The sequence below is a fragment of the Halostella pelagica genome (assembly GCF_004762015.1).
GTDB classification, from domain to species: Archaea; Halobacteriota; Halobacteria; order Halobacteriales; family Natronoarchaeaceae; genus Halostella; species Halostella pelagica.
The window spans coordinates 101,128-121,510 of the sequence record NZ_SJES01000007.1; the positions used below are offsets into that span (position 1 = coordinate 101,128).

Genomic DNA, 20,383 nt, shown 5'->3' on the forward strand with positions numbered 1-20,383 from the left:
GTCCGGTACCAACTCCATTCTCGACCCTATGCGTCGACAATCCACACCATCTCCTGCTCTGCAGAGTCCAGCGAGGCTCCCTCGAAATCTCCTGTGACTGTCCAGTCACTGTAACCAGTGACTTCGAACAAGAGTTCGAATTGCCGCTTCGGAATCAACGCGAATGGCGTCTCCCGCTTCGCTACGAGTTCTCCATCGTGGTATAGCTCTCGCTGATATCTGGTTACCTGTTCCACTTCGTCGTCCAAGTACGTAGTCTGGACGACCCGATACTGCTCGCCGTCGATGGTTACCTCGTCGGTTTGAGGCTCACCGTACTCCTCGACGGCGTCGAACCGAGGGACAAACGTGTTTAACGCAAAGCGGCCCTCGGGAGCGAGCGCATCTCGGATGCTTCGTAGTGCCTGTTTTTGCTTCTCAAGCGTATGTGTGAAATTGAATGCTCGGGCCGGCGCATAGATGAATCCGTACTCACGGTCGACATCGAAGTCGGTTGCGTCGTCGACCCATACAGTCGGTGAGAGGCCGCGGTCGGTAGCTTTCGACCGGAGACGGTTCAAACTCCCTTCCGAGAGGTCAAACCCATCCACATCGAGGCCAGCGTCAAGCAACTCGAGGTATACACGACCTGTTCCCACGCCAACTCCGAGTGCGGGACCGTCGGCCTCGGTTGCGAGATCTCGATAGAAGCCGACGTCTTCCGGTGGAGAATTCCCGTTTTGCTGATCAAACCTGGCGTCCTGCACCGCCGCAAAGGTGTCGAAGAACGAACCGGTGTCGTCCATACGAGGTCAGATCGTCACGGGAGAACTTAACATATCGTCTCCGCTCCATCTGTCAAGTCCGCAGCCCTACCTATCACACTACGTCCGATGAACTGTCGGGAGTTTCAACAGAGCCAGACTGGTGGCACTGTGTGCCGGTGTTCGGCCATCCCACGTCGGCGAAACACCGACACGAATCACAACAGCCTCTGAACGGTTCCGAGAAACGGGACGCTTTTGCGGGGCGCGACCCAACCCGGGCGTATGGCCGAGGCAACCGAGACGTACGGCGAGTGGCCCCTGAAGCGTCTGATGACTGAGGTCGTCGGCTCCGGGCCGAAATCCGCTGCGGACATGTCTCGCGACCAGGCCCGCGAGGCGTTCCAGCGGATCCTGGGTGACGAACCGGACCCGACGACGCTCGGGGCGTTCTGGCTGGCGAACCGCTGGAAGCGGAACAACCCCGAGGAACTGGCGGCCTACACCGACGTGATGGTCGAGGAGTCCGTCGAGCGGGCCGAACCCGACGCCGACCCCGTCGACTGCGGCGCGAACTACGACGGGAAAAACGACAGCGCGCTGCTCGGCGTCGCCGCCGGCGTCGTCGCCGCCGGCGCGGGCACCCCCGTTGTCGCCCACAGCGGCGACCGAGTGCCGACGCACAAGGCCTGCGCGTACAAACACGTCCTCGACGAACTCGGCGTCCGAACGGAACTCGACCGCGCCGAGAGCGCGGACATGGTCGACGCGACCGGGTTCGGGTTCTACTACCAGCCCGAGTTCAACGCCGGCATTCAGGATCTGTACGAGCGCCGCGACCAGATGGGCGTACGCACGTTCGTCAACACCGTCGAGACGCTTGCGAACCCGGCGAACGCGAACGTCCACCTCGGCAGTTTCTACCACCTCGCGTTCGCCAAGAAGGTGACTGATACGTTCGCCGAGATGGAGACGGAGAGCCCCGACCGCGTCATCATGTTTCAGGGGATGGAAGGGTACGACGACATCCGGCCGGGGTACACGAAAGTTGCCGAATGGCGCGACGGCGACTTCGAGGACTACGAGATAGAGACTCCCGAGTACGGCATGGAGTTCGAAGAGGAGGACCTCGAAGTCGACGACGTGCCTGCCGACTCCGCACGCATCACCGAGGCGGTCGTCGCCGGCGACCGTGAGGACCACTTCGCCGACGCCATCGCCGTCAACGCCGCATTCCGGATCTACGCCCGCGGCGACGCGGAGACGCTGGAGGACGGTCTCGACCTAGCTCGCGAGGCCATCGACGACGGGAGCGCCGCGGCGGTCCTCGACGACCTCCGCGCGTTCTGACACTGTCGGACTTTCCCGCCGGATTCCGGCTCATTCGAGCATCTCTACGTCCGTCACCTCGAACCGCGCGCCGCCGGACCTGTCGTCCCGGCGAGACTCGGACCCTCCGCTCTCTCCCGTCTCGCCGTCATTCCTACCCTTCGCTGAGTCACCGGCTCTCTCCTCTACCGCCGAGTTGCCGTCGCTTTCGCTCTCCGTCACGCTGACCGACCAGTCGTGCATCTTGGCCGTCCGGTCGACGATAGCGAGACCGAGACCCGAGCCGGCGGTGGTGTAGCCGTAGTCGAACACCTTGTCTCGCTCGCTCTCGGGGATCCCGGGGCCGTCGTCGGCAACGAAGAACCCGTTCGTCCCGTCGGCTTCGTCTATCCGTCCGACGCGAACAGTGACGTCGTCGCCGCCGTGTTGGACCGCGTTGCTGATGAGGTTTTCAAGTAGATGAGAAACCACTGCGGAGTCCGCCCGAGCGGTCGGCGCGTCGTCGATGGCGAGGGTCGCATCCTCGGTGTCGACGGCGGCCCACGCTGTTCGTACCGCCGCACCCAGGTCGACCGGTCCCAGGTCGATCTCGTTGCGGCGGAGGAACACGAGCGAGTCCTCGACGATGGATCCGATCCGATCGAGAGAGTGTCGGAGTGATGACACGTGGGTGGAGTCGTTCTCCGTCGCCAGCAGGTCCAACTCTCCTATCGCCACGGTTAGCGGGTTTCTGATATCGTGCGAGAGGACGCTGGCGACCGTTTTCAGGCGCTCGTTGCGGTCGGCAACGGCTTCTTCGGCCAATTTCCTCTCGGTGATGTCCATATGCATCACGAGAACATATGCGGTGTCACCGCGGTCGAACGGGACCGCACGCATCATGAACCAGCGGCGCTCGTTCGGAGAGTGACAGGGGTACTCGTGTTCGAACGACTCGCGCTCGCCCGAGATAACGGCCCGTATCCCGTTGCCTGCTTCGCGGGTTTCCTCGTCGCTGTCGCAGACGTTCAGGTAGTTCATCCCGATGGAATCCGTCTGCATACCGTTCTCCGCGCCGAACTCCTCCCAGGCCTGATTCGTGTAGACGATGGTGCCGTCCGCGTCCAGGATCGCTACCTGAGAGGGGAAAGCGACGAGGGCGACTCCTTCGAGCGAGACGGATCGGTTCATACACCGTATTAGCGATTCAGGTTTATGATACGTTCGGCCAGTTCTGGTCGTTGCGAGAGCGGTTCGATACCGACGCCCGTCTCAGTCCCGCGGGATAGCCACGTTCGCCAGTTTGTCCCCGCCGACGACGGTCGCTTCGCGGGTGAGCGAATAGAGGATCCCGCTCCGCTCGACGGTCGGTTCCTGCAGGACTTCGTACGTCGTCGGGTCGTACACCGTTCCGAGGGGCGTCCCCGCCGCGACCCGCTCCCCGAGGGCGCGGTCCGGGTTCGGTCTGAAGAGGCCGGATTCCGCTGCGTTGACCCGGCCGAGGTGGTTCCGGGCCACCGTTGGTTCGCCGTCGCGGTCCGGCGTCCCGCCCAGTGCGCCGAGATACCGGAGGACGTTCAGCACGCCCGAAACGCCGGTCTCGACCGCTTCCTCGACTATCTGCTTGCTGTGGGCGAGTTCCGGCGTGATCGACGGGATGCCCTCTTCGGCGGCGGCGACGCGGAACTTCCCGGAGAAGTTCCGCCGTTTCCACTCCTCGCTCGCGTCGTCGCCTGCGGGCTCCGCCAGCAGCAGATCGGTTCCGAACGCCGCCGCCAGTTCGCGGCACTGCTCGTCCCCGTCTTTGAAAACGACGTGTGTGTGCATGTCGGGGCTCCCCGTGTGCAGGTCGACGACGGCGTCGGCGTCGCTCGCGAACTCCCACAGGCCGGCCGCTAGCCGTTCGTGAAGCGTGCCCGTCGGGTTGCCCGGCCACACGCGGTTCATGTTCGAGTGGACGCTGTCGAGTTGCTCCGGCGTGGTGTAGGAGACGCGGTCGAACGTGAGCGGGTTCGCAACCGGGACGGCGATGACGCGGCCGGCGAGGTCGGCGTCGGCGAGCGTGTCGTGAACGCGCCGGAGTACCTCCGTCCCGTTTACCTCGCGGCCGTGCTGTGCCGCCTGCAGGTAGACCGTCGGACCGTCCGCCGATCCCTCGTAGGTGTGTACCGTCGTCGTCACCGCGACGCCGGACGGGAGACGAGCGAGCGTGACGCGCTCGGCAGTGTGCATATACTCAGTGGTGGGTGCGCGGTCCCTTGTACGTGCGGTGTGTACGGTCTCGTGTTCGTTCGGTGTCGGGGTCGTGCGTCGGCGGACACCTCTTTCCGACTCGAGGAATGTCAGCAGGGTTTTCACCCGGGCGCTCCCAGTAAGCGTATGAGTAATCTGACTGCGACGCTGCACACGAGCGAAGGCGATATCGACGTAGAACTGTTCGACGACCGCGCCCCCCGAACGGTCGAGAACTTCGTCAACCTGGCCGAACACGACCCCGCCGCGGACGCCGACCCCGCGCCCGACACCGTCACCTGGTCGGACCCCGAGAGCGGCGAAACGCGCGGCGACGCGCTGTACGACGACGTCGCGTTCCACCGCGTCATCGAGGACTTCATGATCCAGGGCGGCGACCCGACGGAGTCGGGGCGGGGCGGTCCCGGCTACGAGTTCGAGGACGAATTCCACGACGAACTCCGCCACGACGACGCCGGAATCCTCTCGATGGCCAACTCCGGCCCCGACACGAACGGTTCGCAGTTCTTCATCACGCTGGACGCTCAGCCCCACCTCGACGACCGCCACGCCGTCTTCGGGAAGGTGACCGAAGGAATGGACGTGGTTGAGGAGATCGGCTCCGTCGAAACCGGTCCGAACGACCAGCCGAAAGAAGAGGTCGTACTGGAGTCGGTGACCGTCCACCGCGACTGAGGCGGTGAGCGTCCTCTCGCCGCAAACGAGGCGGTGAGCCTCGCCGTCGCAACGGCCACGAACTACCGAGTTCGTGGCGGTTACCCGTTCGTCTCATTCGCTCCTTTCCACTGCGCGACGTGGGTGAGCGTGACCAGACCGAGTCCGCCGACGAGGTTACCAGCCGTAGTCACGGCCGTCGTCTCGGCTAACGCCGCGAGGCCGACCTCCGCCCCGAGGAAGAGGCCGAACACGACGTGCAACACGGTGACGATGACGTGGTCGAACGGCCCGAGCGCCAGCAGTACGCCGACGATGTAGGCGAGGACGATCCGGCTTCCGACGCTGTCGACGCCCTGCAGGAGATACGACAAGAGGGCGACGAGCGCGCCGCCCGTGAACGCTTTCGCGAACTCGCCGACGGCCGTCCGGTGGACGAGTTCTACGGCCGTCTCGCTTAATACCGTCGCTGCGCTCGGCGGTAGCGCGCCCTCGACCGACAGGAGAAGCACGAAGGGGAGGCCCCCGACCAGGTTCAAGGCGAACGTCACGGCCCAGAGACGGAGGATCGGTGAGACCAGCCACGACCCCGACTGTTCGACCGCCGCTGCGACCGGGTCGAAGAAGTTCTCGTTGAACAGTTCCGCCCGGCCGACGACCAGAAACACCAGCCCGAACCCGAACGCCAGTGCGCCCGCGATTTTGCCGACCTCGCCGAACTCCGGTTCCACGAGTCCCTCCACGATCCCGAGTGCGATGTGGCCGAACACGATCGTGAACCCGGCGATGACACTGGTCGAGGCGAGTTCAAGCGTCGACTGGTCGAGTCGTCGTTGTCCCTCCGCTGCCGCGCGGTCGAAGATCTCGGACGGGGACGGAGCTGCACCCATGTGTCGAGCGTCAACGGGAGCGGTGAAAAGCACGCTCATAAGCGCCCTCACACGACTTAGGCGGCAGATCTGAGGTAAAGAGCGGTCCCGAGTTCCGGGATCCAGACGTCCGGTACTCGACCGAACCCAGCCGTCACTCCGTGTCGGCGAGCGCGGTGAAGTCGTCGACAGGAATGACCGAGTAATCGATGTTCAGCGTGTCCTTCGTCGCGCGGATCTGGCCGACGAACGCGGATATCTCTTCGAGGGTGCCCTCCAGGACGAACAGCTCCATGCAGTGGCGGCCGCCGACGTGACTGTGGAAGTTCGACGCGACGACGTCTTCGTGTTCGTGCCGGAGGTGCATCATCTTCTCCTCGACGCTCGTCGTCTCGAAGTCGAACAGCACGGTGACGACGCCCATCAGTTCGCGGTCCTCCAGACGCTTGTCCTCGAACTCGCCGAGCAGGTTCCTGCTGGCCTCGCGGATGACTTCGCTTCGTCCGGTGTAGCCGTGTTCCTCGGAGAACCTGTCTATTCGTTCGAGCAGGGCTTCGGGCATCGAAACGCTGACGACTGTCATGTATTAACCGGCGGGGAGTTTCGTATTAAGAGTTATTATTCAAGCGCTCTGTGGCGGCGGGAGTTGCTATTCCGATCCCGAGAACCGTCGCGGATAACAGGCCGTCGGGTGAAACGCCGGTGCCGGGAACCGTAAGCCGAAAGTCCGTCCGTACCGAGAGTTCTGGTAATGAGCGATTCGGACGAGGTCCTCGCGGCGAGCGACGTCGGCGAGAGCGACGCCCCGCCGATGGCAGAGAAACCGTACAAGATCATCTTCGAGGCGAACAAGTGCTTCGGCGCGGGCAAGTGCGCCGAGGTGGCGACCAACTGGGAGATGGATCTGAAAAGCGGGATGGCGAAACCGCAGTCGTACTTCTTAGACGAGGACGAGGTCGACGAGAACGTCCGGGCTGCGGAGGTGTGCCCGGCGAAGAAGGGGGATGGCTGTATCCACGTCGTGGACCGGCGCACGGACGAGGAGATTGCGCCGGACCCGCAGGACGACGGGACGCTTTCTGTCGACTGGTGACGATGCCGCGGGACGAACGCGAGCACAGACACGGCCTCGACGACACCCGGGACCACCTGCGTCGACTTTTCGGGTCGTTCGTCCCACAACCGGTCGCGCGCCGCGCTGTCGCCGTCAGCGTGACCACCGATGCAGACCGGTACACCGTCGGTGACCGGATCCCGATCACGGTCGAGTTTCGGAACCGTCTCCCCGTCCCCCTCACGGTCCGGACGCCGGGGAAGCGCCTCTGGGGGTGGACCGTCGACGGCGAACTCGAAGCCAGCGACGAACCCCGGCGACGCAGTTCCGATGGGGGGAGCCTCGCGTTTTCCCCCCGGGAGCGAAAGGAGATAACCCGGACGTGGGACGGTCGCTTCAAGCGAGTCGACGACCGGACCCGATGGGTTCCCGCGGACCCCGGTGAGTACGAGATAGGTGCGTTCCTCGCTATCGACGGCGACCGCCCGGCCGACTCCACGACCGTCCGAATCGAGTAGGAGCGCGGCGTTCGCGTCGGTGCGTGATGCACGAAGTGTCCGCTGTCCGCGACGGTTCGCTCGATGACGCGGATCAGTGAACCTCGTCGAGGTCCGTCTTGTGGAGGTGACAGGCCGCGAAATGCCGACTGTCGCCGTGTTCCGTCGGCACTTCGTAGGCGGGTTCCTCCCGGGCGCAGATGCTCTGTTCGGCGAACCGTTCCCGAAGGAGCGTCGCCGCCGACTCCCAGTCGTCGGTACAGACCAGACCGATAGCTTCGTCGACGACGGTCCCCGCCTCGCCGTACGGGACGGCGTCGTCGAAAAACCGCTCGCGCACGGCGTCGACGCTCGCCGCCTCGAACGCCCGCCGGTCGACGGCGCGGGTGAACGTCCGAATATTCTCCCACTCGGCGGGCGTGAGGTCGTACTCCGGCGGCGCGATGAGTTCCGGGCATCGCGTCCGGAACCGGCAGCCGCTGGGCGGGTCGATGGGACTCGGAACGTCACCTTCGAGGACGCCCCGCGTCCCCTTCGCCCGCGGGTCCGGAACCGGTATCGACGACAGCAGGGCGCGGGTGTAGGGATGTTGCGGGTTCTCGAACAGTTCCTCCTTGTCGGCCAGTTCGACGAGTTGGCCGAGATACATCACCGCGACGCGGTCGCTGATGTGGCGGATGACCGAGAGGTCGTGAGCGATGAAGAGGTAGGTCAGACCGAACTCCGCCTGCAGTTCGTTCATCGTATTGAGCACCTGCGCCTGGATGGAGACGTCGAGCGCCGAGACGGGTTCGTCACAGACGATGAAGTCGGGGTTGACAGACAGCGCCCGGGCCAGGTTGACACGCTGACGCTGACCGCCGGAGAACGCGTGCGGATAGCGGTTGTAGTGTTGCGGGTCGAGTCCGACCTTCTCAAGCAGTTCCTTTGCCCGCTCCTCGCGGCCTTCGGCGTCGCCGTACAGCCCGTGGGCCTTCATGGGCTCCTCGACGATGCGCCCCACCTTCATGCGCGGATCCAGCGACGACTGCGGGTCCTGGAAGATCATCTGCATGTCCTTTCGCTGGCTGCGCAGCTCCTCACCGCCGATCTCCGCGAGGTTTCGCCCCTTGAAGTAGACGTTTCCGTCGGTCGGTTCGAGGAGACGGAGGATGGTCCGGGCAAGCGTCGATTTGCCGCAGCCGGACTCCCCGACGAGCCCGAGCGTCTCGCCTTTCCGGATATCGAAGCTCACCTCCTCGACGGCCCGCACGGAATCGCGGTCGTACGCGACCGAGAACCCGTCGTCCATGTCGATCGTCAGCCCTCCGAGAAATCCGCCGTCGTCGGTGAAATGCTTCGTGAGGCCGTCGACCGACAGCAGCGTGTCACCGAACGCCACGTCGTCCGCGTCACTCATCCGCGCCACCTCCGTCGGCGGTCAGTTCCCGGTGTCTCTGTGCCCGTTCCGCGTCGTCGAGCGGTTGGCTCTCCCAGTAGCCGGCCCTGAACACCTCCTCGTGTTGCAGACAGGCCGCCCGGTGCGGGTGGCTCTCACCCTCCGCGACGGCGCGATTCTCCGGGTGGACGTTGACACACACCTCCCGGGCGTCGGGACAGCGCGGATGGAACCGGCACCCGCTCGGCGGGTTGATCGCCTCGGGCATCACGCCTTCTATCGGGTTCAGTTCCTCGACGGTTTCGTCTGGGCGGGGCATCGAGTCGAGCAACGCCGCGGTGTAGGGGTGTTTCGTCTCGTGAAAGAGGTCGTCGACGGACGCCTGTTCGACTATCTCGCCGAGGTACATTACGTTGACGCGGTCGCAGATCTCCGCGACGACGCCCATGTCGTGTGTGACCCAGATGAAACTCGTCCCGTACTTCTGCTGTAAGTCCTCGACGAGGTCCAAGATCTGGCCCTCGACCGTCACGTCGAGCGCCGTCGTCGGCTCGTCCGCGATGATCAGACTCGGTTCGCACGCGAGCGCCATGGCGATGAGGACGCGCTGGCGCATCCCGCCGGAGAACTGGTGCGGGTAGTCGTCGAACCGTTTCACCGGCTCCGGGATGCCGACCTCGCGGAGCATGTCGACTGCCTCCTCGCGCGCCTCGGATTCGGGGAGGTCGCGGTTGATCTCGATGAACTCCCGAAGCTGTCCGCCGACGGTAAACACCGGGTTCAGGCTCTCCATCGGGTCCTGGAAGATGATCGCTATCTCCCGTCCCCGGATCCGCTTTCGGACCGCCTCGTTCGAGAGCATGTCGTCGCGCTCACGGAGTTCGCCGTCGCGTTGCTCGAACCCGACGAGGGTCTCGCCTCTGTACCGGACTTCGCCGCCGACTATCTCTCCGGGGTTTTCGATGAGTCGCAGTATCGAACTCGCGGCGACGCTTTTCCCGGCTCCGGACTCGCCGACGATGCCGACTATCTCACCCTCCTCGACGGTGAAGGAGATGCCGTCGACCGCTCTGACGGTCCCCTCCGCCGTGAAAAACTGCGTCTTCAGATCGCGGACTTCGAGCAGCGGGTCGGTTCCGCTCATCAGTTGTTCACCCTCGGGTCGAGCGCGTCTCGGAGGCCGTCGCCGAGCAGGTTGAAGCCGACGACGGTGATCAGTATCGCCACTCCCGGCCAGACGCTGAACCAGGGGTTCGGCAACATGTACCCGCGTGACTGCGAGAGCATCTGCCCCCACGACGGTTTCGGCGGCTGGACGCCGAACCCGAGAAAGGAGAGACCGGCGACGATGAGGATGCTCACGCCGATCTGCAGGGTCGCCTGAACGAGAACGGGCGCGAAGCTGTTCGGGATGACGTGTCTGAGGATGATGTTCCGGTCGCGGACGCCGGCCGCGCGGGCAGCCTCGACGTAATCCTCCTCGCGGACGCTGACGACTCGCGAGCGGATGAGTCGGGCGAACACCGGGATCGTCGTGATCCCGACGCCGATCATCGCGTAGGTCAGGTCGCGGCCGAACGCGGTCATGAACGCGATGACGAGCACCAGAAACGGGATGGCGTACAGCGTCTCGACGGCCCGCATCAGCGCGTCGTCGATCCACCCGCCGTAGTAGCCGGAAACGGCTCCGACCAGCGTCCCGCCGACCATCCCGATCGCAGTCGAGATGAACCCGACCTGGATGGCGATCCGGGTGCCGTAGAACAGGCGGACGAGGATGTCGCGGCCGCGGTGGTCGGTGCCGAGCGGGTGGTCCCAGGTCCCCTGGCCGAACGTGTTCTCCATCCACGCCGGCGGGAGGAGACTCCGGACGCTCGCCGGGTCGTGTTCGGGGTTTACCCAGTAGTTGTTCGCGAACCAGTACTGTTCGACGCCCATGTTGGCAAAGAAAGCGTAGTCCGAGAGGCGGTCGAAAATGACTGCGTCGATGTAGGCGAACACCGCGATAGCCGTCATCACGGAGATGATCGCCAGCCCGGCCAGCGCCGTCGGGTCGCGCCGGATCTGCCACAGCGTGTAGCTGATGCCGACTCGCGATTCGATCTCCTCTTCCTCGACGCCGCCCTCTTCGCGCCCCGACGAGAGCATCTCGTCTGATTGCGTGTCGCTCGTCGTTGCCATTAGTCGTCTCCCCCGCGTCTCGGTCGTATCGGTCGTGGTTGTCTCGCCATCATTCTCGTTCTCCGTAGGTCACTCGCGGGTCGATGTACGCGTACGAGAGGTCGGTCAGTATCACGCCGATGACGAACGTGAGCCCGAAAAACAGGGTCGTCCCCATCACGAGCTCGTAATCCTGGTTGTTGATCGCCGTAATGATCAACCGGCCCATCCCGTTGATGCTGAACACCGTCTCCGTCAGCACCGCGCCACCGAGTGCGGCCGTCAACTGGAGGCCGACGACGGTGATAACCGGTAGCTGCGCGTTTCGGAACGCGTGCTTCCGGAGGATCGTTCCTTCGGGAACGCCGTAGGCGCGGGCGAGTTTGACGTACTCCTCGGACAGCACTTCCAGCATGGCGGAGCGTTCGATGCGGGTGATCGCCGCCATCTGGAGCGTTCCGAGCGTTATCGTCGGCATGAGCAGGTGTTCTCCCGCCATCATGAGTACGTCGAGGCGCGAACCGGCCCCGTCGACGTTCACCGGGTCCGCCCACGGCATGATCAGGTTCGTCGCCGGAAGCAGGTTCAGGTGAAACGAGAAGACGATGATGAGCAACAGGCCGATCCAGAACGACGGCGTGCTCACGCCGATCAGAGCGACGACCCGCGAGACGTGGTCGGTCGGCTGGTTCCGTCGCTTCGCGGAGATGACACCCAGCGGGACCGCCGTCAGGATAGCGAACGTGAAACTCGATACGAGAAGCAGTAGCGTCACCGGCATCCGTTCCGCTATCTTCTGGGTGACCGGCACCCCGTAGTAGAGGCTGTGACCCAGGTCGCCCTGAACGACGTCGGCGACGTAGTTGAGATATCGCACGTACAGCGGCCGGTCGAGGCCGTACTTCGCCCGGATCGCGGCCGCCTGCTCGGCGTTGGGTGACGGCCCGAGCATGATGCTCACCGGGTCGCCCGGGATGGCGTCAGTTAGCAGGAACGTGATAGTGACGATGCCGAGCAGTACCGGGATCGCCTGCAGTAGTCGTCGGACCGTGTACCGGAGCATTCCCACGGGGGATCACCTCGCTCTACGGCGTCCGCGTCGCGCGTGACGGACGACTGGTTCCCACCGATCGAACCCGATACGAAAGCTGGTGAGCGTCACTGCTACAGCGAGACGTTGTTCCAGTCACTCACCAGACTGAAGCTGTTGATCGGATGCGCCGCGAAATCGCTGACGTAGTCCCTGACGCCGAAGCTGTTTTTCAGGTTGTACGACGGCAGGTGCGGCCTGTCCTCCAACATCGTCGTTATCGCCTCCTCGTACATCTGCTTGCGCTCGTCCCGGTCCGGCGTCCGGCGGGCTTCGATCACCTGGTCGCTGATCTCGTTGTAGAACGTCCCGTCCGTGACGCCGTGGGACTCCTCGGCGAAGAAGTAGTAGAGGTAGTCGTCGGGGTCGATAGCCGCCGACCACCCGAGCGTGTACATGTTGTAGTCGCTGGGGTCCCCGCTGATGTACTGGTCGAGGAACGCGCCCCAGTCGAGGCGCTGGACGTTGGCGCTGTATCCGGCTTCCTCGATACCGTTTGCGACCGTGATTCCGAGCTGTTCGCGCTTGTCGTCCGGCGGGACGATGATTCTGGCGGTCCAGTCGTCGGGCACGTTGTCGTTGCCGTCGAGGAGGTCTTTCGCCTGGTCGATGTCCTTGTCGTGCGGAATGCCCTGCCACTCCTCTATCGGCATGTCCCAGTCCTTGGCAACGGTGTCCGGGAGCGGACTGTACTGGCGCACGCCGGTCGGCTCGACGAAGTTCTCGACCGCCTGGTCCATCGAGAAGGTGTAATCTATCGCCTCGCGGACCTCCCGGTCCGTGGTCGGCCCTTCGTTACAGTTGAACGCGAGATAGAAGTACCCCATCGCGTTGACTTCCTCGATAGAGATGTTGTCCTCGCCTTCGACCTGGTCCCAGAGCTTCGGCGGGATCTCCTCTATCACGTCGTTCTCGCCGGTCGTGATGCTCGTCACCCGCGTCGTCGGTTCTTCGACCGGGACGAACTCCACCTGTTCGAGGTTCGGTTGCGGGTCGCCCCAGTAGTCGTCCCATCTCGTGATCCGCGCGAAATCACCCTCCTGCCAATCGTCGAACTCGAACGGCCCGGAGCCGACCGGGTTCTGGTTGAATTCGTCCGGATCGTCCTCCCGTACCGCCTTCGGGATGACGTACCAGGTCAGCACTTGTTTGAACGGCGCGAAGGGAAAGGAGAGGTTGAACCTGGCCGTCCGCTCGTCGACGACCTCGACGTTGTCTATCATGTTCAGTTCCGCGGCGTTTTCCGTCTCCTCTTTGACCGGCGCTTCGAAGGAGTACTTCACGTCTTCCGCCGTGACCGGGTCGCCGTTCTGGAACGTCGCGTTCTCGTCTAGCTCGACCGTCCACTGCGTTCCGTCGTCGTTTTGCTCGGGATCGCCCGCTGCGAGTTCGGGAACGATGTCGGTCCCCTCCTGGTTGTAGGTGTACAGCCCCTCGACTACCTGACTCGTTATCTGATCGGATGGGACGTCGTTGAGGACGATCGGGTCGAACTCGATCGGTGATTTCACCTGCGCCATTGTCAGGCGATTCCCGTCGCCCCCGTTTCCGCCCGGCCCACCACCCAGACCGGAACAGCCGGCCAGACCGAGCGCACCTACCGCACCGATGCTCTCAAGAAACCGTCGTCGGCTCAGGCCCGAAAGCGTACGTTCTGTCATTAGTGAACCCCACCCAGGGTTGATCTCAATATTACACACGCGTCCAAAAAACTACCGACTATACAAAACGATTAATTATAGTATGGGGAGATTATTCTACGATATTGTTTTGCATCCGCTTATAATATAATATTTCTCATTGGATTTTTGCCGGCCGGTCGACCGTGTCGGACTGACGGACCGTAAACAACTTCACTGCAGACGGGAAGATACAGGTGCGCGAGGGTGGCTGAGCTAGGCCAAAGGCGGCGGGCTTAAGACCCGCTCCCGTAGGGGTTCATGCGTTCGAATCGCATCCCTCGCACTCTCTCTGGCACACTCGGCCAGGTTTCTCGGCTGAAAAACACCGACGACAGATAGGTTAGGGTCCCGTTCGACGGATCGCGAAACCGTCCGACGTGACCCGGGAGTGGTCCGTCCACTTATCCCATCGAACCGGTGGTATAGTAGTCACTGAAACCCAATGTGCACCGGATCGCTTGACAGCGATTCGATCAGCGTGTAAACCGTTTCCTGACTACTAATACCGCCGTTAGTTCATTGAGGCGGGTTTCATCTCAGCGATCACGGGACACCGATTTCTTGTTGCCAGATAGTGATCTGCTTATCCGGACTCGACACCGCTTCATTGCTTCAACGGCCTCGATAATACAAACCTGCAATACGGTAATCTCGGCCTTCCCTTTCGTACACTGCAGTCGACACGAGACCTTTTCCGTCATTGGTGGTGCGACAGTACCTGCACTGGTACTACCTTGCGCTCGAACGCCACAGTTGGGTTCGGTGGAGACTCCGGAAACGACAGCGAAACGCAGTCGAACGTCGCGTACGGGGTTGACGAAACGGTAAGGCCTTCCCACGCGAGCGCGTAGCGACAGTTCATGAGCGACGAGGACATCTCTGCGATCCGTACTGCGCTCTCGTCTCACGGAGCGTTCGAGAAACGCGACGGCGTCTTCGCCTGCACCACCACGCCGTTCGACGCGACCGTCGGGGCCCGCCCGGCCGACGGACAGCGCGCCGGCGTCTTCGAGGTAACTGTTAAGCTACCGACGCTCGACGCCGCTGTCGACGGCGAGCAAGTGGCCGATGCGGTCGAAGACGGCTGGTACGACACGCTCTCCCTCCGTCTCGAAGACACCTTCGACGTGGCGCAAGCGTCGTCGAACGAACACGTGACTGTCGAGCGAGAGAACGGTACTGTGCGGGTCGAACTCGAATTCACCGCCGCGAACGCGGGACAGGGCGTCGACGACGCCAAGGCGCTGATCGAGTTCGTCGAGGGTACCTATCTCCAGGGGATCGTTCCTGGTTACGACTACGGCGACCCCGTCGCTCAACTCCTCTCGGCGGCCCGCCGACGCGGTGACCAGGCGACCGAGGGCGACGACGGCAGCGAACGCGGCGGAACGCCGCTCTGACCGATGCTACCCCGGCGAAAAAGAGGGACGCGTCTTATTCCATCGCGATGTACGTCTGCGTGTCCTCGACGCCGTTCGTCGATTGGATCTCCGTCGCGGCGATCCCCTTGACCTCGGCCGGCGAGTCGACGACCACTTTCGTGATGATGTCGACGTCGCCGGCGACGATGTAGGCGGATTCGACGCCGTCGATAGCTTTGATGTCGTCTCGCAACCGGTCAGCTTCGCCCGTGTTCGCTTTCACCATGATGTACGCAGTAACCATTCACACACCACCGGCCGCTGCGCGGCCAGATTCGCCGACGAGGATCTGTCTCACGTCGCCGAGCACGTCGAAGTCCGCCAGGACGACGACCCGGTCGCCGGTTTCGAGCGATTCGTCCGGGCTGGGGATCGACAGCGCTTCGTCGGCTTTCCCGAACGCGAGCACCCGTGCGTTCGCCGGTAACTGCAGTTCGCTGATCGTGTATCCGCGGGTCGGCGCGTTGTTCGTGACGGTTAGCTCGACGACCTGGAGGTTCTGGGCGATGTCGGCGATAGCCCGAATGTCACCGCCGAGCAGCGCGTTCTTCGCGCCTATCGCACCCAGGCGCTCGGGGTAGATGATCTCGTCGACTTCCTCGGCGTACTTTCGGTATATCTCCTCGCGGTAGTCCTCGTCGATGCGAAGAACCGTTCGACAGCCGTAGTGCTTGCCGATCATGCAGGCCGCGAAGTTGACGTTGAGGTCGCCCGTGAGCGCCCCGATCGCGTCGGCAGATTGGAGGTCAGCCTGTTCGAGGATATCCTCGCGGGAGCCGTCGCCCTCGATGACTTCGTACCCCTGATCGCGGGCGCGCTTTGCCTTCTTCGCGTCCCGCTCGATGAGCGTCACCTCGTGGCCTTCCTCGCGCAACACGCGGCCGGTCCGCAAACCTACCCGTCCCGTTCCAATGATAACGAACCGCATGAGAGAGAATACGCGAGGCCCCTTCAATAAGTTTACCCTGTCCTCCGACGGTGTTCGGTTGAGACGGCCGTCTCTGCTGGAGAAAATGTCCACCACGTATGCGGGTTACAAGAGAGACACATCGCCGGTCACGTGGTCGTCTGCCACGGTTTTAGTTCAGTTTCCGGTCCTGACTCGGAAAGCGACTCAATTACACTCCGACACAACCGTATAGTAATCCAACCGTTATCGCCGTCCAAAGGTTTTTGTCGTGCTAAAGAGTACCACACTACGGCATGGTCCACGCGTTCATCATGGTCAAGACGGCGGCCGGGAAGTCGGAAGATCTACTCAGTTCGATCCGCGGTCTGGAGCAGGTCGTGGAGGCCCACATCGTCGCGGGCGATTACGATATCATCTCGGAGGTGGACGTCGACGAGGTGTACGACGTCCTGCATACGACCTCGGCCGGTATCCGGGGGCTAGACGGGGTCGCAGACACCAAAACCTACATCTCGATGGGGTGACCCACGGCCACGACCTTCGCGTCTCTCATTCGCTCCGCTCGGCGTGCGAGCGAACCGCTTGCTTCTGCGCTTCGAGTTCGGCCGGAATATCCGCGTACACGTAGTCGAACACGTCGTCGGGGTTTGCCTCAGCGACGGCTTCGGCCGTCTCGACGGCCTCGTCTAACTCCGCGTTGGCCTCTTCGCGGGCGGTTTCGACGAAGGCGTCGTCGACGACGCCCTGTTCGCGGAGGTACTCCTCGAACCGTTCGATGGGGTCGCGGGTCCGCCACTCCGGTAGGTCCTCTTCGTCTTCCCGGTATCGACTCGGGTCGTCGCTCGTCGTGTGCGCGCCGACCCGATAGGTGAGGCTCTCGATCAGGACGGGATCGCCGTCACGGGCGCGTTCCAGCCCCTGTTCGACCGCTTCGTGGACCGCGAGCGGGTCCATCCCGTCGACCTGAACGCCGCCGAACCCGTACGCCTTGGCTTTCTCCGCGATGGTGTCGCTGGCGGTCTGTTGCTGTCGCGGGAGGCTGATCGCCCAGTTGTTGTTCTCGCAGAAAAACACCGTCGGGGTTTCGAACACGCCGGCGAAGTTCAGTCCCTCGTGGAAATCACCCTCGCTCGTCGCTCCGTCGCCGAAGTAACAGAGGACTCCATGGTCGGCCCCGCGGTAGTTCGCCGCCATCCCCGCCCCCACGGCGTGGGGGATCTGGGTGGCGATCGGGACCGCCTGCGGAAACACCGGCATGTCGTGGTCGGAGTGATACTCCGCCCGCCCGCGGCGAAAGAGAAGGATGTCGCTCATCGGTACGTCGCGAGCGATCTGCATGGCGTTCGAGCGGTAGGTCGGGAAGAGCCAGTCGTCTTCTTCCAGGGCGTGGGCCGCGCCGATCTGCGACGCCTCCTGACCTTCGAAGGGCGGGTAGCCGCTCATCCATCCCCGTCGCTGGAGCGATATTGCCCGTTCGTCGAACCGCCGTGCGCGCACCATATCGCGGTACATCGTCCGTGCCGTCTCGGGGTCGAACGAGGTCGACGACAGGTCTCGCTCGCCGATAACTCGGTGCATGGACGCCGACTCGACCGCACTCCTGAAAGCCGTTCCGATACGCCAAAGGCCGTCCGGTCCGAACGCCCGGTATGGTTTCGGTCGCCTCACTCGTCGGCTTCCTCGTCATCGCCGGCCTCCACACCCTCATCGCGACGGTCGCAACGCGATTCTTCCGCGTTCGGATGAAAACCCAGTGGGGATCGGCTATCTTCGCTCTCCTGCTCACTCCGCTCGTCCTCGTCGTCTCAACGCTGTTTCTGTCCGGGATGCTCGGTCTCGGCGGGAACCTGGGCGACCGCAACACCGCGCTGTTCGTCGTCGTCTTGCTGCCGCTCGCGCTCGGGTACTCGATCGACGTGTTCTGGCTGCCGTCGCCGGAGGAGATCGATCTTCCGGACACCACGCGCGACCGGCGGTAACGGGTTAGAGGGCGAGTTCAGGCAGGGGAGACTCGATATCGGACGGCGGTACTGCGGTTTTCGTGTTCGTCCGTCGATTTCCAACTAGCGTTGTAAACGCCGAAATAGCGAACGGCAGCCGTTCGCTGGGGATCGCAACTGCACGTCAGGACGAACTTTCGTCGAGGTCCTCCACAGTAAAGCGGTGAACGTGGGTTTCTCCGTCCACGATGTTGATCGTTTCCATCCGGCCGTCGACCAGATCCGGAAGTTTACTCGTGAACTCCTCGTAATGCTTGGACTCGGTATGTGCTTTCCACGCTGCTTTGTCCTCGTACTGTTCAAAGAACCGGACGGTGGTGGAGTCCTCGATGTCGATCATTGCCCGGTACCGGACCGTTCCGTCCTCCGCTCGTGACCGCTCTGTGAGAGTAGCGATCAACTCTTTCGCCTCGTCAAAGTGGTCCGGGTCGATCGGGATACTCGAATGAACGGTTATCATCTCACGGATCTGTACTTCAAGCCGATCAGTATGAAGATTCTCCCTGTTTGAGATATATTCGCACAGACACTGGATCCGCTTGAATAGGGGCCTCCTGTACTAACCGTGAGATTCGAAGATAGTTCCGCATAAAACTGGGCCACTATCGACTGCTACCGCGCGTCGAGTATCGTCCGGACGGCGTCCTCGGCCGCGTCGACGACGTGTTCGGGCGAGCGAGTGGCATCGATCCGAACGAACCGTTGAGGGTCGTTCTCGATAAGGGTCTCGTAGTTCTCCCGTACCCGAGAGAGATACTCCGTCCGTTCGAACTTGTTCGTGCCGCCGCTTCGCTCCGCCGCCGTCCCGGGGTCTACGTCGAGATAGATCGTCAGGTCCGGTTCGACGGTAAACGGCTGATGGACGCCGCGGATGTACTCCATCGGTCGTTTGATCTCACCCTCAAGCGTCGCACCCTGGTAGGCGTAGCGCGAGTCGGAGTAGCGGTCTGAGACGACCAGTCCGCCGTCGGCGAGCGCCGGCCGAACGGTGTTCGCGAGGTGGTCCGCGTGGTCGGCCGTGTACAGGAACAGTTCGGCGAGCGGGTCCGCGTCGTCGTCGGCTATCGACCGTTCGACGGCCTCGCCGTACCAGCTTTCGGTCGGTTCGCGGGTAAACGTCGCGTCCGGATACGCGTCGTGGAGGGCTTCCCATACAGTGGTCTTGCCGCTCCCGTCTAACCCCTCCAGCGTCACGAGCATGCGCGGGAGTTCCGGGCGCTGGCATATCAGTCGTCCGGCTTGGGGCGCGCGGGCCTCTGACCCATAGATTCACACATGTTTCCCCCGGTACCTTTAGGACGATTCCGCGGCTACTTCGATACATGAAGATTCTGGTCACGGGCGGTACGGGATTCATCGGCGAGAAACTGTGCCGTGAACTCGACGACCGCGGCCACGATGTGACCGCCCTCGCACGCAGTCCCGACGAGGCGGATCTCCCGGAGACAGTCGAACTGGCGATGGGTGACGTAACCGCGTACGACTCGATAGAAGGGGCGTTTACGGACCAGGACGCAGTCGTGAACCTCGTCGCGCTGTCACCGCTTTTCAAGCCCAAGGGCGGTGCGACCCACGAGAGCGTCCACCTCGGCGGAACGGAAAACGTCGTCCGAGCGGCCGAAGATCACGGCGTCGGCCGTCTCGTCCAGATGAGCGCGCTTGGCGCGGACCCGGACGGTCCGACAGCCTACATTCGCGCGAAAGGCAAGGCCGAGACGGTCGTCAAGGACTCCGACCTCGATTGGACGATCATCCGGCCGTCCGTCGTCTTCGGCGAGGGAGGCGAGTTCGTTTCGTTCACGAAAAAGCTCACGCCGCCGTATCTCGCGCCGCTTCCCGGCGGCGGCAAAAGCAGGTTCCAGCCGATATGGGTCGGCGACATGGTTCCGATACTCGCGGACGCGGTCGAAGACGAGTCTCACGTCAGCGAGACGTACGAAATCGGCGGGCCAGAAGTGCTAACGCTCGCAGATGTCGCCAAGCGGGCCCGCCGCGCCGCGGGCCAGAGCGTCACCGTCGTTCCGGTTCCGATGGCGCTTGCCGGTGTCGGACTGACGGTTGCCGGGGCGATCCCCGGCTTCCCGATGGGCGCGGACCAGTACCGGTCGCTCAAGTTCGACAACACGACGAACGATAACGACGTTGACGCCTTCGGGCGAGACGAGGCGTCGCTCACTACGCTGTCGTCGTATCTCGGATTGACCGAGTAAGCAGGTCGTACGAAACTTAAAATGGACTAACTTTGCGTGGTGAAATTATCAGCGGTAGTGTTAATGAAGGCTTATACAACGCTTCCGTGCCCGGATTTAGTCCATGACTAGTCCTGCGACAGCGGTTTGCACCATCACAAAACTTATATTCATC

At 63.1% G+C, this 20,383-nt stretch carries 23 protein-coding genes and 1 tRNA gene; 9 read left to right on the forward strand and 15 right to left on the reverse strand.

The features are described from left to right. Nucleotides 1-26: 26 nt before the first annotated feature. On the reverse strand, nucleotides 27-785 hold the full coding sequence (locus tag EYW42_RS15485; protein WP_135536207.1) for a methyltransferase domain-containing protein: 759 nt from the start codon (nucleotides 783-785) through the stop codon (nucleotides 27-29). A 243-nt stretch (nucleotides 786-1,028) separates the two neighbouring features. Between EYW42_RS15485 and EYW42_RS15490 the strand changes: the two genes are divergently transcribed. Continuing rightward, the gene (locus EYW42_RS15490) at nucleotides 1,029-2,093 is read left to right on the forward strand and encodes an anthranilate phosphoribosyltransferase (protein WP_135536208.1); all 1,065 of its coding nucleotides are present in this window, start codon (nucleotides 1,029-1,031) and stop codon (nucleotides 2,091-2,093) included. A 30-nt stretch (nucleotides 2,094-2,123) separates the two neighbouring features. On the opposite strand, the gene EYW42_RS15495 is transcribed toward EYW42_RS15490, so the two are convergent. Then, nucleotides 2,124-3,242 carry a PAS domain-containing sensor histidine kinase gene (locus tag EYW42_RS15495; RefSeq protein WP_135536209.1) on the reverse strand — a complete coding sequence of 373 codons (1,119 nt, stop codon included), beginning with the start codon at nucleotides 3,240-3,242 and terminating at the stop codon, nucleotides 2,124-2,126. Between the two features lie 81 nt (nucleotides 3,243-3,323). After that, on the reverse strand, nucleotides 3,324-4,283 hold the full coding sequence (locus tag EYW42_RS15500) for a succinylglutamate desuccinylase/aspartoacylase family protein (RefSeq protein WP_135536210.1): 960 nt from the start codon (nucleotides 4,281-4,283) through the stop codon (nucleotides 3,324-3,326). Between the two features lie 147 nt (nucleotides 4,284-4,430). On the opposite strand from EYW42_RS15500, the gene EYW42_RS15505 reads away from it, so the two are divergent. Continuing rightward, a complete protein-coding gene (locus EYW42_RS15505) occupies nucleotides 4,431-4,979 on the forward strand; it encodes a peptidylprolyl isomerase (protein ID WP_135536211.1) in 549 nt (182 codons plus the stop codon). An 80-nt stretch (nucleotides 4,980-5,059) separates the two neighbouring features. Here EYW42_RS15505 and EYW42_RS15510 read toward each other — a convergent pair whose 3' ends face one another. Both EYW42_RS15510 and EYW42_RS15515 read right to left on the reverse strand, forming a co-directional pair. Then, a complete protein-coding gene (locus tag EYW42_RS15510; protein ID WP_135536212.1) occupies nucleotides 5,060-5,848 on the reverse strand; it encodes a formate/nitrite transporter family protein in 789 nt (262 codons plus the stop codon). Between the two features lie 133 nt (nucleotides 5,849-5,981). Beyond that, nucleotides 5,982-6,410, reverse strand: a complete 429-nt coding sequence (locus EYW42_RS15515) for a CopG family ribbon-helix-helix protein (RefSeq protein ID WP_135536213.1) — start codon at nucleotides 6,408-6,410, stop codon at nucleotides 5,982-5,984. A 168-nt stretch (nucleotides 6,411-6,578) separates the two neighbouring features. Here EYW42_RS15515 and EYW42_RS15520 point away from each other — a divergent pair, with 168 nt between their 5' ends. After that, nucleotides 6,579-6,920, forward strand: a complete 342-nt coding sequence (locus tag EYW42_RS15520; protein WP_135536214.1) for a ferredoxin — start codon at nucleotides 6,579-6,581, stop codon at nucleotides 6,918-6,920. 2 nt (nucleotides 6,921-6,922) lie between these two features. Further along, complete coding sequence (locus tag EYW42_RS15525; RefSeq protein WP_135536215.1) at nucleotides 6,923-7,399, forward strand: hypothetical protein; 477 nt, start codon at nucleotides 6,923-6,925, stop codon at nucleotides 7,397-7,399. 73 nt (nucleotides 7,400-7,472) lie between these two features. Here EYW42_RS15525 and EYW42_RS20440 read toward each other — a convergent pair whose 3' ends face one another. The 5 genes from EYW42_RS20440 to EYW42_RS15550 all read right to left on the reverse strand — a co-directional run bounded on the left by EYW42_RS20440 (nucleotide 7,473) and on the right by EYW42_RS15550 (nucleotide 13,667). Next, entirely contained in the window at nucleotides 7,473-8,777 is a 1,305-nt protein-coding gene (locus EYW42_RS20440) for an ABC transporter ATP-binding protein (RefSeq protein WP_135536216.1), read from the reverse strand. After that, nucleotides 8,770-9,900, reverse strand: coding sequence for an ABC transporter ATP-binding protein (locus tag EYW42_RS15535; RefSeq protein WP_135536217.1), 1,131 nt, complete (start codon nucleotides 9,898-9,900; stop codon nucleotides 8,770-8,772). Before EYW42_RS15535 ends, EYW42_RS20440 begins: the two co-directional genes overlap by 8 nt. Then, nucleotides 9,900-10,937: an ABC transporter permease gene (locus EYW42_RS15540; protein ID WP_135536218.1), complete on the reverse strand. Its 1,038-nt coding sequence runs from the start codon at nucleotides 10,935-10,937 to the stop codon at nucleotides 9,900-9,902. The genes EYW42_RS15535 and EYW42_RS15540 overlap by 1 nt, the downstream gene beginning before the upstream one ends. A gap of 49 nt (nucleotides 10,938-10,986) precedes the next feature. Beyond that, entirely contained in the window at nucleotides 10,987-11,985 is a 999-nt protein-coding gene (locus EYW42_RS15545; RefSeq protein WP_202613921.1) for an ABC transporter permease, read from the reverse strand. A 95-nt stretch (nucleotides 11,986-12,080) separates the two neighbouring features. Beyond that, complete coding sequence (locus EYW42_RS15550) at nucleotides 12,081-13,667, reverse strand: ABC transporter substrate-binding protein (protein ID WP_135536220.1); 1,587 nt, start codon at nucleotides 13,665-13,667, stop codon at nucleotides 12,081-12,083. Nucleotides 13,668-13,886: 219 nt separating this feature from the next. Here EYW42_RS15550 and EYW42_RS15555 point away from each other — a divergent pair. Together EYW42_RS15555 and EYW42_RS15560 are read left to right on the forward strand one after the other, a co-directional pair. Continuing rightward, nucleotides 13,887-13,971: transfer RNA gene (locus EYW42_RS15555), tRNA-Leu, on the forward strand. Between the two features lie 577 nt (nucleotides 13,972-14,548). Then, nucleotides 14,549-15,088, forward strand: a complete 540-nt coding sequence (locus EYW42_RS15560; RefSeq protein WP_135536221.1) for a DUF5813 family protein — start codon at nucleotides 14,549-14,551, stop codon at nucleotides 15,086-15,088. Between the two features lie 34 nt (nucleotides 15,089-15,122). Here EYW42_RS15560 and EYW42_RS15565 read toward each other — a convergent pair whose 3' ends face one another. Both EYW42_RS15565 and EYW42_RS15570 read right to left on the reverse strand, forming a co-directional pair. Continuing rightward, nucleotides 15,123-15,353 (reverse strand): Lrp/AsnC family transcriptional regulator, encoded by a 231-nt coding sequence (locus tag EYW42_RS15565; RefSeq protein WP_135536222.1) that lies wholly within the window; start codon nucleotides 15,351-15,353, stop codon nucleotides 15,123-15,125. Beyond that, nucleotides 15,354-16,037, reverse strand: coding sequence for a potassium channel family protein (locus tag EYW42_RS15570; protein ID WP_135536223.1), 684 nt, complete (start codon nucleotides 16,035-16,037; stop codon nucleotides 15,354-15,356). Nucleotides 16,038-16,312: 275 nt separating this feature from the next. Between EYW42_RS15570 and EYW42_RS15575 the strand changes: the two genes are divergently transcribed. Then, on the forward strand, nucleotides 16,313-16,543 hold the full coding sequence (locus EYW42_RS15575; protein ID WP_135536224.1) for an Lrp/AsnC family transcriptional regulator: 231 nt from the start codon (nucleotides 16,313-16,315) through the stop codon (nucleotides 16,541-16,543). A gap of 25 nt (nucleotides 16,544-16,568) precedes the next feature. On the opposite strand, the gene pdhA is transcribed toward EYW42_RS15575, so the two are convergent. Then, nucleotides 16,569-17,597 carry a pyruvate dehydrogenase (acetyl-transferring) E1 component subunit alpha gene (pdhA, locus tag EYW42_RS15580; RefSeq protein ID WP_135536225.1) on the reverse strand — a complete coding sequence of 343 codons (1,029 nt, stop codon included), beginning with the start codon at nucleotides 17,595-17,597 and terminating at the stop codon, nucleotides 16,569-16,571. Between the two features lie 71 nt (nucleotides 17,598-17,668). Here pdhA and EYW42_RS15585 point away from each other — a divergent pair, with 71 nt between their 5' ends. Beyond that, nucleotides 17,669-17,998, forward strand: coding sequence for a hypothetical protein (locus EYW42_RS15585; RefSeq protein ID WP_135536226.1), 330 nt, complete (start codon nucleotides 17,669-17,671; stop codon nucleotides 17,996-17,998). 145 nt (nucleotides 17,999-18,143) lie between these two features. Here the strand turns inward: EYW42_RS15585 and EYW42_RS15590 are convergent, their stop codons facing one another. Then, on the reverse strand, nucleotides 18,144-18,479 hold the full coding sequence (locus EYW42_RS15590; protein ID WP_135536227.1) for a putative quinol monooxygenase: 336 nt from the start codon (nucleotides 18,477-18,479) through the stop codon (nucleotides 18,144-18,146). Between the two features lie 152 nt (nucleotides 18,480-18,631). Further along, complete coding sequence (tmk, locus tag EYW42_RS15595) at nucleotides 18,632-19,219, reverse strand: dTMP kinase (protein ID WP_135536228.1); 588 nt, start codon at nucleotides 19,217-19,219, stop codon at nucleotides 18,632-18,634. 122 nt (nucleotides 19,220-19,341) lie between these two features. Between tmk and EYW42_RS15600 the strand changes: the two genes are divergently transcribed. After that, nucleotides 19,342-20,229: a complex I NDUFA9 subunit family protein gene (locus EYW42_RS15600; protein WP_135536229.1), complete on the forward strand. Its 888-nt coding sequence runs from the start codon at nucleotides 19,342-19,344 to the stop codon at nucleotides 20,227-20,229. Nucleotides 20,230-20,383: the final 154 nt, after the last annotated feature.